The following is a 14,506-nucleotide window of genomic DNA, read 5'->3' as shown; positions in this document are numbered from 1 at the left end:
TATGAACACATTGACAGATGAATTAAAAGAAAAAGCTAAAAAATTAAACAAAACCATTATTTTACCTGAAACAGAGGATGAAAGAGTTTTGCGGGCAACAGAAAAAATTATTAGTGAAGGAATTGCAAAAATAGCTTTAGTCGGAGATGAAAAAAAAATAAAGGCAAAAGCAGACAAAATTGGAGTTTCATTGGAAGGAGCGATATTTTACAATCCTGATTCATGTGCAACAATTGACAATATGTCGGAGCTCTTGAAAAAAAGAAGAGAGAAAAAAGGAATGACATTTGAAACGGCAAAAGCGATACTCATGTCAGATCCAAGATATTTTGCGGCAATGCTTGTACATCAGGGTAGAGTTGATGGAATGGTGGCAGGTTCATCTTCACCAACAGCACACGTTTTAAGAGCGGCAATCCATGTAATTGGGCCAAGAGAAGGCTTAAAAACGGTATCAAGTTCTTTTGTTATGATAACAAACACTCCTGAATTTGGGGATAACGGAACATTTGTATATTCAGATGGTGGAGTAATTCCTAATCCTACTGCTATGCAACTTGCCGATATTGCCATTTCTGCAGCGGAAAAAGCTAGATTTACTGCGGGAATAAAAGAACCTAAAGTAGCATTTTTATCATTTTCTACAAAAGGAAGTGCTGACGGGGTTTCTGTAAGCAAGGTTAGAGAAGCCATCGAAATCTTAAAAGTCAGAAATGTTGATTTTGACTTTGATGGGGAATTGCAGCTGGATGCGGCAATCGTGCCAGAAGTAGCTGCTGCAAAAGCATCTGGATCAAAAGTAGCAGGGCAGGCAAACGTATTGATTTTTCCTGACTTGGATTCAGGAAATATCGGTTACAAATTGACACAGAGACTGGCTAAGGCGAAAGCGTTAGGGCCGTTAATTCAAGGATTGGCACGTCCAGTTCACGATCTTTCAAGAGGATGCAGTGTGGAAGATATAGTTGAGGTTGTGGCAATTACGGCTGTAGAATCTGAAATGTAGTTTTTATATAAAACCGGTTTAAACATAAAATAAAAAAATAAAACTATTTTGTTTAAGCATTGAAAATGTTTAATCTTAAATAGTTAATATTAGAGGATTTGAGAGTGTTTTAAAAATGAAAATAAAAATTTGGAGGAAAAAATGAAAGTTTTAGTAATAAATTGCGGGAGTTCATCTGCAAAATTTGAACTTATTGATATGACTAATGAGCAGTCGATGGCTAAGGGAAATTGTGAAAGAATAGGGATTACTAATCCTATTTTCAGCTATAAAAATCTATTAACTGGAGAAAAAGTTGATAAAATGGAAGTTCCTATGGAAAATCACACAGTTGCGGTGGAACTTATATTAAAGACACTTCAGGATGAGAAAATAGGGGTAATTTCAAGTGTGGATGAAATTGATTCGATAGGACATAGAATTGTCCATGGTGGAGAATATTATGAAAAATCTGTAATTGTAGACGATGAAGTTATAAAAAATCTTGAAGAAATCGCACCACTTGCACCTTTACACAATCCAGCCCATATAATGGGGATAAAGGTTATCCAAAAATTGCTTCCTGGGAAGAAAAATGTAGTCGTATTTGACACAGCTTTCCATCAGACAATGCCGCCAAAAGCATATATGTATCCTTATCCTTATGAAGATTACACTGAATTAAAAGTTAGAAAATATGGATTTCACGGGACTTCTCACAGATACGTAAGTGAAGTGGCAAGAGAAATGTTAGGAAAAGAGGATTCCAAAATTATAGTTTGCCATCTTGGGAATGGAGCGAGCATTTCAGCAGTTCAAAATGGTAAAGTTGTAGATACATCAATGGGAATGACGCCTCTTGCGGGAGTTATGATGGGAACTAGAACTGGAGATGTAGATCCTGCTTCTGTTATTTATATTATGAGAAAAAGAGGACTATCTTTGGATGAAATGAATAATAGAATGAACAAGAAGTCTGGAATTTTGGGGATGATAGGAATAAGTTCAGATTTTCGTGATTTAGATACAGCCAAAAAAGCTGGGGATGAAAAAGCTGTTTTAGCTTATGAAATGTTCTGCTACAGAATACAGCTTTATATTGGAGCTTATGTTGCAGCAATGAATGGTGTTGATGCAATTGCCTTTACAGGTGGAATTGGTGAAAATTCAGTTGGAGCAAAACAGCATATCTGTGAAGGACTTTCATATTTTGGAATTGAACTGGATAAAGAAAAAAATGAACAAAGACTATCAGGAAATGTTGAATTATCAACAAAAAATTCAAAAGTTAAAATTTATAAGATTGAAACAGCAGAAGAACTTGTAATTGCAAGAGATACTTATAAATTAACAAAATAAAAATACAGATAGCCAGACTTTCGAGTTTGGCTTTACAATAACTTATAAATAGAAAGGAAAATAATGGCAACATTAAATATAATTTATTATACAGGTACTGGAAATACTGCGGATATGGCAAAATACATTGGAGAAGGGGCAGAAAATGCTGGAGCCGATGTAAAATTGATAAATGTGGAAGAAGCCAATGAAAATGCAATAAATGCTGATTTTGTAGCATTCGGATCGCCTGCTGGAGGAGCAGAGGAAGTTGCACCTGAAATGATAGAATTTATTGAAGGGATAAAGGACAAAATTTTTGGAAAAACAGTTGGACTTTTTGGCTCCTATGACTGGGGACAAGGTGGATGGATGGAGACTTGGCGTGAAGAAATGATAAATGAAGGGTTTTCTATTGTAAACGACGGACTTATCATTCATCTGGCTGTTGATGATGATGAAAAAATTGAGAAATGCAAGGAATACGGAAGAGCAATAGTTGGTTAGTATACATATTTCTTTATAAAATAAATTGATAAAATTAGGAAATATAAAGTTTGAATAAAAGTCATAACTTTTAAGGTTAGTTTTAAATGATTTACTGCAAAATTGCTCACTTAGATATGAATATGGAGGAAAAATTGGGAAATTTATTAGTACAGCTTGCTATAATGGTATTTGTTGGAATACTTATAGGATGGTTTACAAATTATCTGGCAATAAAGCTGCTATTCAGGCCTTATAAGGAAGTAAATTTGCTATTTTTTAAAATACAGGGACTAATCCCAAAGAATAGGGACAGAATATCAGAAAATATTGCTGAAACAATAGAAAAGGAACTTATCTCAGTAGAACACATTACTGCAAAGCTAAAAGACAGTGATGTAATTAACGATGAAGTTCTGGATAAGCTGCTTGACAAAATTATAGGTGAAAAGCTGAAAAAAAGTGTATTAGAAAAAAATCCGCTATTAAAGATGTTTTTAAACGATTCAGTAATTGAAAAGATAAAATCATATTTTAAAAAATCAATTTTGGAAAACAAAGAGGAAATAGTGGAGGAAATCATAAAAATTGCAGAAGACAAAATAGACTTTAAAGAAATTATGCTGGAAAAAATGAAAAATTTTTCGCTGGAGGAAATGGAAAAAATCATTTTGTCCGTATCTAAAAATGAATTAAAGCATATTGAGATTATTGGTGGAGTATTGGGAGGAGTAATTGCGTTATTCCAGTTTTTTATAATGTTATTATTAAAACAGATATAAAATTTTTAACGTAAGGGCATCAGTCGCCATGCCCTTACAACCTGGCTCGTCTAAGCATTTTTTGAAAATAAAAATTAAACTCGCTCCGCTCAAACAGTAATTTTTATTTCCAAAAAATCACGACACTTTATGTTTAATCATAACAATTATTTTGATAAAGATTCAATAGATAAATTTATTATTTTAATAATCATAAAAATTTTTGTTATAAGATTAAAATTCGAGAAGCAGAGAGAGTTCGTGGAACTTTTGTCATTAGTATTAGGTTATAACTAGTTAATCGTATTAAATTAATCATTATTGTGAAAAAAAGGATATATCCTTGTAATTTAGAAAAAGAAATAACATATAAAGTATAGAAAAAATATCTATTAACAAGAATTCTTTTTATAAAATTTAAATAAAAATAACTAAATTAGAGTATTTAAGAAATTAATTTATAAATAAAAAAAATTAAATAAAGAAATAAAGAAGAAATATTGAGGAGAAGGAATGAATGAGGAAAGAATATTGGAACCTAAGGAATTAGGAGAGGACAATATTCAAAGAAGTTTACGGCCAAAAACTTTTAAGGAATATATTGGCCAGCAAGATTTGAAAGAAAAAATGAATATATTTATAAAGGCTGCTAAAATGAGGAATGAATCGCTTGATCATATTTTGCTGTATGGGCCTCCGGGACTGGGGAAAACTACTCTTGCGGGAGTTATTGCCACAGAAATGGGAGTAAATTTGAAGATAACGACTGGCCCTGTACTTGAAAAAGCTGGGGATTTAGCGGCTATTTTGACGTCTTTGGAGGAAAATGATATTTTGTTTATTGATGAGATTCATAGATTAAATACATCGGTGGAGGAAATTTTGTATCCTGCGATGGAAGATGGGGAACTGGATATTCTTATCGGAAAAGGGCCGTCTGCAAGAAGTATTCGTGTAGAATTGCCACAATTTACATTAATTGGAGCAACTACGAGAGCAGGCCAGTTAAGTACACCGCTTAGAGACAGATTTGGAGTTACTCATAGGATGGAATATTACAAATTGGAAGAATTGAAGGAAATTATACGAAGAGGGGCAAATATTCTAAATGTTTCGTATGATGAGGACGGAATTACGGAAATTGCCAAAAGAAGTCGAGGAACACCCAGAATTGCAAATAGGCTTTTGAAAAGAGCGAGGGATTTTGCATTGGTGGAAGGTTCTGGCGTTTTGGAAAAGGAAAGTGTTGATGGTATTTTGAGGCTTCTGGGAGTGGATGATAATGGACTTGATGAACTTGACAGAAATATTTTGTTATCAATTATAAATGTTTACAATGGAGGGCCTGTTGGAATTGAAACATTGTCGCTTTTACTAGGAGAGGATAGACGAACAATTGAGGAAGTTTATGAACCATATCTAGTAAAAATTGGATTTATAAAAAGAACTCCACGTGGTAGAGTTGTAACGGAATTTGGATATAAGCATTTAGGAATTGAAAAAATATTTAGTGAAAAGGGATAACGATATACATATTATTTTAAAACAGAACTTAGAGAATATAGATATTTTATTCAAACACTAAATTTATGTAACTTTTATTTAGACAAAATTTACAGAAATTTTAGAATGTTTTAAAATTATAAAAATTTAAATGAAAAAAATGAGGTGAAAAGCTATTGTTGACTGTAATAGCGGAAAAAGAAAATATTGATGAAAATAATAAAAAAATTTTGATAAAAGATAAGTCAGACTGCAATCATATTCAAAATGTTTATCGTCTAAATATAGGCGATGAATTGCGGATAATTGACGGCAAATATGAATATTTTACGAAAATTATGGAAATCTCAAAAAAGGAAGTTGCTGTAAAAATATTGGAAAAAAAAGAAGACAGTTATTCCTTAAATGTAAATATTGATGTTGCAATAGGAATTTTAAAGAATGATAAAATGAATCTGGCAATACAGAAACTGACAGAAATTGGCGTAAATAGAATAATTCCTTTAAAAACCGAACGAGTTGTCGTAAAAATTAACGAAAAAAAAGAAAAATGGGACATAGTTGTAAGGGAATCCCTGAAACAATGCAGAGGAATAAAATTTACTGAAATTACGCCTGTAAAAAAATTGACAGAAATTAATTATCAAAAATATGATAAAATAATTTTTGCTTATGAAAATAGTGATGAGTCAAAATCTTTATCAGAAATAATAAAGAAAGAAGATAAAAATATTTTATACATAATTGGCCCGGAAGGTGGAATTACCCAAGAGGAAGTCAATTTTTTAAAAGAAAACAAAGCAATAGAAATCAGCCTAGGAAAACGTATTTTGAGGGCAGAAACTGCGGCAATTGTGGTGTGTGGCATTATTGCCAATTTTTATATATAATTTTTTATTTTACTAAAAATTGAGAAATAAATTGAAAATTAGTCAAATATATAATATAATATACCTTAGTAGTGGTATTATAATAATTTTTTTGTAAAATTTTGATAAATAAAAAAGTTTAAAATAAAAAATTGAAATAGAATTAATAAAAAATAATGTAAAAAAGAAAGGAAATTTTTAGAATGAGTGAAATAAATAATAATTATGAAAAAGAAGTTCAAGAGATAATTGATATTATGGAAGATAAGAAGGCACAGGATATAAAGGTGTATGATATGAGAGGAAAATCACCATTTTTTGATTATTCGATTTTGTGTACTGGGAGTTCTTCCAGAAATATTGAAGCGATAGCGACTGATATAAAGAAGAGCCTTGACAATGTGAAAAGTGTGGAGGGGCTTGATGAGGCAAACTGGGTTCTTATTGACGCAGGGGATTTAATTGTCAGCGTGTTTAGCAAGGACGCAAGGGAATATTACAGATTAGATGATTTTTATAATGGCGTGAATGAAGAAAATGATGGAGAATAGCCATTTTTTAAAATAATTTGTTTAATAAGATAATCAATGTATTGGAAATGAAGAGGGAATTTATGAGAGAATTAGATAAAGAAGAAAAAAATATACGGTTTATAGTTTTTCTTGTTCTTGTGGGAGCAGTTTTTTTACTATTGGTGGCAAGATTATTTACATTACAGGTATTAAATGCGTCTGAATATGCGGAACAGGCGTTACAAAATAGAATTAGAACTAATATAATAAAAGCTACACGTGGAGAAATCTACGATAGGGAAGGGAAATTACTTGCGAAAAATACAACAGGTTATCAAGTAATCCATTTACATACACATCCGTTGGATCCAAAAGACGTGGCTTTATTAAAAGAAGTAAAGAATATGACGGAAGAACAGATAGATGCAAGACTTTCACAAGAACGGAAAGCGGTTGCAAAGCGTATAAAGGAGACAATATTTGATATAAATAAAATAAGTCAAATTACAGGTTATCAAGTTGATTATTTGATTGACAGATTTTTTAAGCAACAAAGAATGGGAACGGATAAAAGAATTCTTGTTATTGAAGATTTGGAAAAACAAGTCGCATTAAAGGCAATCGAAAAAATTGATAATGACAGAATTGATATAGTTGAGTATAACAAGAGATACTATCCTGAAGATTCTCTGGCTTCCCACGTTATTGGATATGTAAAGCCAATCAGTGAAAAGGAATTTAAGGATTTGGAAAAGGAAGGTTACAGAAATAGTGATTTAATTGGGAAAAAAGGTGTGGAACGTTCTTATGATAAGGAAATGAAAGGGCAGGACGGAAGAGAAAATGTCGAAGTTGATGCCAAGGGAAATGTTATAAGACAAATGGAAACAACTGAAAGTGTCGCAGGGAAAAACGTCTATTTATCACTTGATATGGAATTGCAAAAATATATGACAGATGCTTTTATAGGTAAAAGTGGAGCTTTTATCGCAATGGAGGCAAAAACTGGGAAAATTATTACATTTGTCAGCAATCCTGAAATCAGCTTGAATTTATTAAGTTCAAGAATACCTGATAATCAGTGGAATGAATTGGTAAATTCAAAGGCAAAGCCGCTAGTAAATAAGGGAATTGCTGGACTTTACCCGCCAGGATCGACTTTTAAGGCAATAACTGGAATGGGTATCTTGGAATCGGGAATTTCACCATATGCGACAGTAAATTCAACGGGACAATATCGATACGGAAGGTTAATATTTAGAGATTCGCATAAACACGGAAGTGGAATAACTAACTTTGCAAAATCTATTGAGCAATCTGTAAATACATATTATTATGTTTTTTCTCAGAAGGCTGGAGTTCAAAATATAGTAAAATATGCAAAAGAATTTGGAATTGGATCCAAAACGGGAATTGATATTCCGGGAGAGCTGGCGGGAGCATTGCCAAGTCCTGAATGGAAGAAAAAAAGATTTAAGAAAAAACAGGATCAGCGATGGCTACCGGGAGATTTGATAAATATGTCAATAGGGCAAGGTTATGTATTGGCAACTCCTATTCAAATTGCTTCTGCTTATCAGGCCATTGCAAATAATGGAGTTCAGTTAAAACCTACAGTTGTTGACAGATTTGTAACTTATTCAGGAAAAGTTGAAAATAATACTCCAAAGGTTGTAAGAAAATTAAATGTCAGCCCAAAAAATCTGAAATTGTTACAAAATGCTTTAAAATTGCCTGTAAGTGGTTATGGAGGGACTGCAAAACTGTTAAGGATTGGAGGCTATCCAGTTTCTGCAAAGACAGGGACTGCACAAAATTCAGGCTTTGGAGATAATCACTCGTGGATTGCAGGATATTTTCCATCAGACAACCCTCAAATTGTATTTGTATCCATTGTAGAAGGTGGAGGATACGGGGGAGTAGCTTCTGGAAATGTGGCACTTAAATTTATACTGAAATATAGAGATAAATACGTTATTAAAAAGGTACAGCAGGAAATATTGAAAAAGAAGGAAGAAGAAAATAAAAAACAACAGGAAGCAAATAATAATAAAAAAGTAGCAAATAGATAAAATATAAAAATTAAAGAAATATAAAAAAATCAAAAAGAAAGAAGGAGGTGTTTACTAAATGTCAGAAAAAGAAAAAGCTGAGTTCGGAAATCAAACTTTTAAGAGAAATTTTTCAAAAAAGGAAGATGTTAATAAAATAAAATCAGGAATGAAAAGATTTAGAAGGAAAAGTACGAACCGAAGACATTTAGATGAAAAAAACGAAACACGTTATATTCCAAGAGTAAACGACAGGAATAGACACATAGACAGAAAAGTTGAGGGAAAAGAAAAAGAAGAGAAAATGTATGTAATCCCACTTGGAGGAATTGAGGAAGTTGGAAAAAATATGACAGCTTTTCAATATAAGGATGAAATTATTGTGGTGGACGCAGGGCTTACTTTCCCTGAAGATGAGCATTTGGGAATAGATGTTATCATTCCGGATTTTTCATATCTGGAGTCAAATAGACACAAAATAAAAGGCTTACTTTTGACACACGGGCATGAAGATCACATAGGGGCAATCCCTTATTTCTATCAAAAATTAGGGACAGAAAACATTCCTATGTATGGTGGAAGACTGACACTTGCACTTGCAAAGGCAAAATTTGAGAAAAAAGATGCAAAACTTCCAAAAGAAAAGGTAATTAGCGGCAGAACGATTTTAAAAGTATCAAAATACTTTACAGTGGAATTTATAAGCGTAACGCACAGTATCGCAGACTGTTATGCAATTTGTATAAAAACTCCTGCGGCAACAATTTTACACTCTGGAGATTTTAAAGTTGACTTGACACCAGTTGATGGGGAAGGATTTGACTTTGGAAGATTGGCTCAATTAGGGGAAGAAGGTGTGGACTTACTGCTTTCAGACAGTACAAATGCACAGATTCCTGGATTTACGCCATCGGAAAGAACAGTTGGAGAAAGTTTGAAGGACGAATTTGCAAAAGCTGATGGGAGAATTATTTTGGCTGCATTTGCCTCACATGTACATAGATTGCAGCAAATTGTAAATATTGCGGCAAAACACGGAAGAAAAATCGCAATTGATGGAAGAAGCATGGTAAAAATCTTTGAAATCTGTTCAAACCTTGGATATTTAAAAATACCAAAAGATATAATGATAGACATTGATAAAGTTGAAACGTATCCAGCTGATAAAGTGCTTATTTTATGTACTGGAACACAAGGGGAACCACTTGCGGCACTTTCAAGAATTGCAAATGGAACGCATAAATATATTTCGCTAAGGGAAGGGGACACAGTTGTAATTTCGGCAACACCTATTCCAGGAAATGAAAAGGCTGCCACTAAAAACATAAATCAGCTTATGAAACGTGATGCAAGCGTTGTATTTGAAAAAGGAATCGGGATACACGTATCAGGGCATGGTTGTCAGGAAGAGCAGAAATTAATGTTAAATCTTGTAAAACCTAAGTTCTTTTTGCCTGTGCATGGTGAATATGCGATGATAAAAAAACATAAGGAACTGGCAATGGCTGTCGGAGTGCCTGAAAAAAATGTTATTTTATCAGAAAATGGAGCAAAACTGGAATTATCCCAAAGCCAATTCAGGCACGTGGGAAAAGTACCTAGTGGTGCGACATTCATTGATGGATTTGGAATTGGGGATATTGGGAATGCCGTGTTGAAAGATAGACAGAATCTGGCGGATGATGGAATAGTCATTATTTCGATTTCTCAATATAGAAATGGGAAGTTTAATAAACAGGTGGAACTTGTAACACGTGGATTTGTATATAATAAAGATGCGGAAAACCTGTTATCTGAAACAAAAGAGTTAGTCAGGCTGGAACTTAGCAGTATGGAAAATGAAGGAATAAAGGAAATAGGTAAAATTAAACAGAGAATAAGGGCAAAAGTAGGAGAGTTCCTAAATAAAGAAACAGACAGGGAGCCTATAATTTTACCGATTATAATGGAGGTTTAGAAAATGATACAGCTTTCAAGTAAGGAGAGAGCTTTTTTAAAGAAATTGGCACACAATCTGGATCCAATTGTGAGAATCGGAAAGGATGGAATTGATGAGAATGTACTAAAATCAATTGCCGAAGTTGTGAAAAAAAGAGAACTGATAAAAGTAAAAATTCTGCAAAATTCATCAGTTGAATTTGATAGGGAAATGGCAACAGAAGTTGCCCAAAAAACAAAATCAGTATTTGTGGATAAAATAGGAAATGTATTAATATTTTTCAAGCCCAAGACTACAAAGGATGCAAAAATTACGCCTGAATTTAATGAATTTAGAAAAAGTAAAAAAAATAATAGATAAAATTTTATGGAAAATGGAGAGGAAAAAATAAATGAGTGGAGGAATACTGTTTGGAAACAGGCTTCTTGATGTTGCGGCTATTTCATGCTTTTCAGCACAGTTTTACAAAGTTTTTTTTCCTGTATTCAAGGGACAGAAGCCTCAGTGGGCAAGACTTGTCCAGACTGGTGGAATGCCAAGTTCCCACGCTTCAACAGTTGTTTCCCTTGTAACAGGTGTATTTTTACTAAAAGGATTTAGTTCAATCGAATTTGCAATTTCGATGGTATTTGCAGGAATTGTCCTGTATGATGCGACAGGAGTAAGACAGCAGGCTGGAAAACACGCCAAAGCCTTAAACACACTGGTGGACGCCATTGAACATCATGATGGCATAGAAATAATCAATGAAAAATTTAAGGAGCTTCTTGGACATACACCGGTGGAAGTGTTTTGGGGAAGTGTTCTTGGAGTTGTTATAGGACTTTTATTCAAAGGATATATATTAGGTTAGAAAATATTTTTGGAATTAATCGCAGTTTATTTGACTGTGATTTTTTCTTTTTACTTTATCATTTTTGCTTAAAAATTTGAAAAATGGCTTAAAATATGGTAAAATAAATAAGTTTATGAGTAATTTTTTGTAAATATGATTTTAGTAATAAAAAATAAATAGAAAAATAAGGGATATGATTTATTATAAGTTATCTTTTATTTATTACAAACTGGAAAGAGAAAGCAATGAAAAAAAGATTGGATTTAATCCTAGTGGAGCGGGAGTTTTTTGAAACGAGGGAAAAAGCCAAGCGGGAAATAATGGTTGGAAACGTTATTGTAAATGAACAGGTTGTAACAAAGGCTGGAACAATGTTTAAGGACAATGATGAGCTAAACATCCGTATTAAAGAAAAATTAAAATATGTCAGTCGTGGTGGATTGAAACTGGAAAAAGCCATAAAGACTTGGGATTTGGATTTTAGTGATAAATTAGTGCTTGATATTGGGGCATCTACAGGCGGATTTACAGACTGTGCATTGCAGAATGGGGCAAGGCGTGTGTATAGCGTTGATGTTGGAAAAAATCAGCTTGACTGGAAATTGAGGAATAACGAAAAAGTTGTTTCGCTGGAGGAAATGCACATAAAGGATTTGAAGGAAGAGGATATTGGAAATGAAAAGGCTGATATCATCGTAATTGATGTTTCTTTTATTTCCTTGACAAAGGTTATTCCATATTTTGAAAAATTTCTTAAAAAAAATGGAAAAATTGTAATGCTGGTTAAGCCACAATTTGAAGTTGGAAGGGAAAAAATTGGAAGAAATGGTGTTGTAGAAAATGAAGAATATCATGATGAAGCCATAAAAAAAATAATTTCCTTTTCAAAGGAATGCGGATACGAACTGGCTGGTGTAGGAGATTCGCCAATAAAAGGAGCGAAGGGAAACAAAGAATTTTTAATGTTATTAAAATTTTCATAGAATTAAAGTAATATTTAAAAGAGTTTATTTAAATGCAATAGTTAATTGTAAAATTTTGCAGTTGATTATTATAGTATATTTTAGGAGGAAAAATGAAAAAAAACAAAATAGTACAAGCAGTATTGGGATTAGTATTGGTAAGTATGCCTTTGTTTGCGGCAACTACTATAATAAAAACATCAAGAAATGACAAAAATACAAGTGCCGGATATTCAAAAGATACGACGGAACTGAACAGGATTGTGGATGTAATAAATATTATTGAAAATAATTATGTTGGAAAGGAAGCTACTCCAAGCAAAAAGGAACTTTATGAAGGGGCAGTTGCAGGAGTTGTAAACAGACTTAAGGATCCTTATTCAGAATATTTGTCTAAAGCAGATCTGGCAGACTTTTCTGAAGATATGGAAGGTGAATATGTTGGTGTTGGAATGAGCATTAGCAAGAAAAAAGGGGAAGCTCTTGAAGTTATTTCACCATTTATCGGAAGTCCGGCTGAAAAAGTAGGAATTAAAATAAAAGATAAAGTTATAAAAGTTGATGGGAAAGATATTTTACCACTTACAGCAAATGAAACTGTAAAACTTTTGAAAGGTAAGGAAGGCACAAAAGTTGATTTAGAAGTAGTTAGGGAAGGTAAAAAGGAACCAATGAAGTTCACATTGACAAGAGCAAAAATCAAACTGGAAATGGTTGAAAGCAAAATGCTTGAAAATAACATCGGTTATGTGAGTTTATTAAGATTTGGAAATCACGTTGGAGCCGAAGTTGAAAAAGCTATTAAAGATTTGCAAGCTAAAGGAATGAAGGGATTAATCCTGGATTTACGTTCTAATCCAGGAGGATCACTGCAGGAAGCACAGGATATTTCTTCACTTTTTGTAAAAGAAGACTTAATCGTTTACTTGAAATATAAAAATGGACAACAAAGAAATTATAACAGAACTTCAAAAAATCTAGGTAATTTCCCATTAATCGTATTGACAAATAAAGCAAGCGCAAGTGCTTCGGAAATTGTAACAGGTGCAATTAAAGACTACAAACGTGGTACAATTATTGGAGAAAAGACATTTGGAAAAGGAATTGTGCAGCAAGTTATACCTTTGAGAACAGAAGATGCCATAAAACTTACTATTGCCCAATACTTTACGCCAAAAGGACATTACATTCATGAAAAAGGAATTGAGCCGGATATAGAAGTGAAAATGGAAGAGCTTCTTGCACTAAAAGGATACGCAAATGACAGTGAGCAAGCTAGAAAAAACAGAGAAAAAGAAATTGAGGAAATTATTATAAAAGATAAAGGTAAGGAAGAAGCCACTAAAATTATTTCTGCGGGAGATGTTCAGTTAAAAAGAGCAGTCGAAGAAATGAATAAAAAAATAATCGGAACAGGAAAAAGAAAATAGTAATAGAAATTAGAAAAATTAAGAAAAGAAATTAAAAATTAGGAGAAATATATGTTTTATGTTGTTGGTACACCAATTGGAAATTTAGAGGACATAACTTTTAGAGCGATAAAAGTTTTGAAGGAAGTTGAATATATCTTTGCAGAAGATACAAGAATTACAAAAAAACTTCTTTCCCATTATGAAATCCAGAAAACAGTGTACCAATACCATGAGCATAATAAACTTCATCAGATCACAAACATTATCAATCTTCTAAAAGATGAAAAAACAATTGCACTTGTAACAGACGCTGGAACACCGTGTATTTCAGATCCTGGCTTTGAGCTGGTAAATGAGATTTTGAAGGCTGGGATAAAAGTTGTTGGAATACCAGGAGCCTCGTCGATTGTAACAGGTGCAAGCATTTCAGGACTGGATATGCGAAGAATGGCATATGAAGGCTTTTTACCAAAGAAAAAAGGTAGACAGACACTTTTCAACAAATTAAAGGAAGAAGAGCGGACTATTGTAATTTTGGAGTCTCCAAACAGAATTTTGAAAACTCTAAAGGATGTGAAGGAGTATTTGGGAGAACGTTACATTGTAATCACAAGGGAACTTACCAAAATTTACGAAGAAATAATCCGTGGAAATGTTTCTGAAATTATAAAAAAGTTGGAAGAAAAGCCAATTAAGGGAGAAATTGTTTTATTTATAAGGGCTATAAATGATGATGGTATTTATTTAAAAAATCAATAAGAATATATTTTTTTAATGAATTGTCGTTAATAAATATTTTTTTTGTAATTTATATGTTTTTTCCTTTTTATAAAGCAAAGGGGAACAGTCGCCA

At 32.8% G+C, this 14,506-nt stretch carries 14 protein-coding genes; all 14 read left to right on the top strand.

The features are described 5' to 3' along the window. Nucleotide 1: 1 nt before the first annotated feature. The 14 genes from pta (at nt 2) to rsmI (ending at nt 14,412) form a co-directional block, all read left to right on the top strand. Nucleotides 2–1,006 (top strand): phosphate acetyltransferase, encoded by a 1,005-nt coding sequence (gene pta, locus K324_RS0104305; RefSeq protein ID WP_026748085.1) that lies wholly within the window; start codon nt 2–4, stop codon nt 1,004–1,006. A 141-nt stretch (nt 1,007–1,147) separates the two neighbouring features. After that, entirely contained in the window at nt 1,148–2,344 is a 1,197-nt protein-coding gene (locus K324_RS0104300; protein WP_026748084.1) for an acetate/propionate family kinase, read from the top strand. A gap of 63 nt (nt 2,345–2,407) precedes the next feature. Next, nucleotides 2,408–2,830, top strand: a complete 423-nt coding sequence (locus K324_RS0104295; RefSeq protein WP_026748083.1) for a flavodoxin domain-containing protein — start codon at nt 2,408–2,410, stop codon at nt 2,828–2,830. A 134-nt stretch (nt 2,831–2,964) separates the two neighbouring features. Further along, on the top strand, nt 2,965–3,591 hold the full coding sequence (locus K324_RS0104290) for a DUF445 domain-containing protein (RefSeq protein WP_026748082.1): 627 nt from the start codon (nt 2,965–2,967) through the stop codon (nt 3,589–3,591). A gap of 492 nt (nt 3,592–4,083) precedes the next feature. Beyond that, on the top strand, nt 4,084–5,094 hold the full coding sequence (ruvB, locus tag K324_RS0104285) for a Holliday junction branch migration DNA helicase RuvB (protein WP_026748081.1): 1,011 nt from the start codon (nt 4,084–4,086) through the stop codon (nt 5,092–5,094). A 155-nt stretch (nt 5,095–5,249) separates the two neighbouring features. Further along, nucleotides 5,250–5,963, top strand: a complete 714-nt coding sequence (locus K324_RS0104280; protein WP_026748080.1) for an RsmE family RNA methyltransferase — start codon at nt 5,250–5,252, stop codon at nt 5,961–5,963. A 182-nt stretch (nt 5,964–6,145) separates the two neighbouring features. Continuing rightward, a complete protein-coding gene (gene rsfS, locus K324_RS0104275) occupies nt 6,146–6,493 on the top strand; it encodes a ribosome silencing factor (protein ID WP_026748079.1) in 348 nt (115 codons plus the stop codon). A gap of 62 nt (nt 6,494–6,555) precedes the next feature. After that, nucleotides 6,556–8,526, top strand: coding sequence for a penicillin-binding protein 2 (gene mrdA, locus K324_RS0104270; RefSeq protein WP_026748078.1), 1,971 nt, complete (start codon nt 6,556–6,558; stop codon nt 8,524–8,526). A gap of 58 nt (nt 8,527–8,584) precedes the next feature. After that, the gene (locus K324_RS0104265; protein WP_026748077.1) at nt 8,585–10,462 is read left to right on the top strand and encodes a ribonuclease J; all 1,878 of its coding nucleotides are present in this window, start codon (nt 8,585–8,587) and stop codon (nt 10,460–10,462) included. A 3-nt stretch (nt 10,463–10,465) separates the two neighbouring features. Then, nucleotides 10,466–10,804 carry a ribosome assembly RNA-binding protein YhbY gene (gene yhbY, locus K324_RS0104260; protein ID WP_026748076.1) on the top strand — a complete coding sequence of 113 codons (339 nt, stop codon included), beginning with the start codon at nt 10,466–10,468 and terminating at the stop codon, nt 10,802–10,804. Between the two features lie 31 nt (nt 10,805–10,835). After that, nucleotides 10,836–11,297 (top strand): divergent PAP2 family protein, encoded by a 462-nt coding sequence (locus K324_RS0104255; RefSeq protein ID WP_026748075.1) that lies wholly within the window; start codon nt 10,836–10,838, stop codon nt 11,295–11,297. Between the two features lie 227 nt (nt 11,298–11,524). Continuing rightward, nucleotides 11,525–12,262: a TlyA family RNA methyltransferase gene (locus tag K324_RS0104250; RefSeq protein WP_026748074.1), complete on the top strand. Its 738-nt coding sequence runs from the start codon at nt 11,525–11,527 to the stop codon at nt 12,260–12,262. A 92-nt stretch (nt 12,263–12,354) separates the two neighbouring features. Beyond that, complete coding sequence (locus K324_RS0104245) at nt 12,355–13,671, top strand: S41 family peptidase (protein WP_026748073.1); 1,317 nt, start codon at nt 12,355–12,357, stop codon at nt 13,669–13,671. Nucleotides 13,672–13,722: 51 nt separating this feature from the next. Further along, nucleotides 13,723–14,412 (top strand): 16S rRNA (cytidine(1402)-2'-O)-methyltransferase, encoded by a 690-nt coding sequence (rsmI, locus tag K324_RS14260; RefSeq protein WP_051354386.1) that lies wholly within the window; start codon nt 13,723–13,725, stop codon nt 14,410–14,412. Nucleotides 14,413–14,506: the final 94 nt, after the last annotated feature.

It is taken from the genome of Leptotrichia trevisanii DSM 22070 (assembly GCF_000482505.1).
Classification (GTDB): domain Bacteria; phylum Fusobacteriota; class Fusobacteriia; order Fusobacteriales; family Leptotrichiaceae; genus Leptotrichia; species Leptotrichia trevisanii.
Note: the sequence above shows the minus strand (reverse complement) of the source record. Positions and strands in the feature narration are given on the sequence as shown.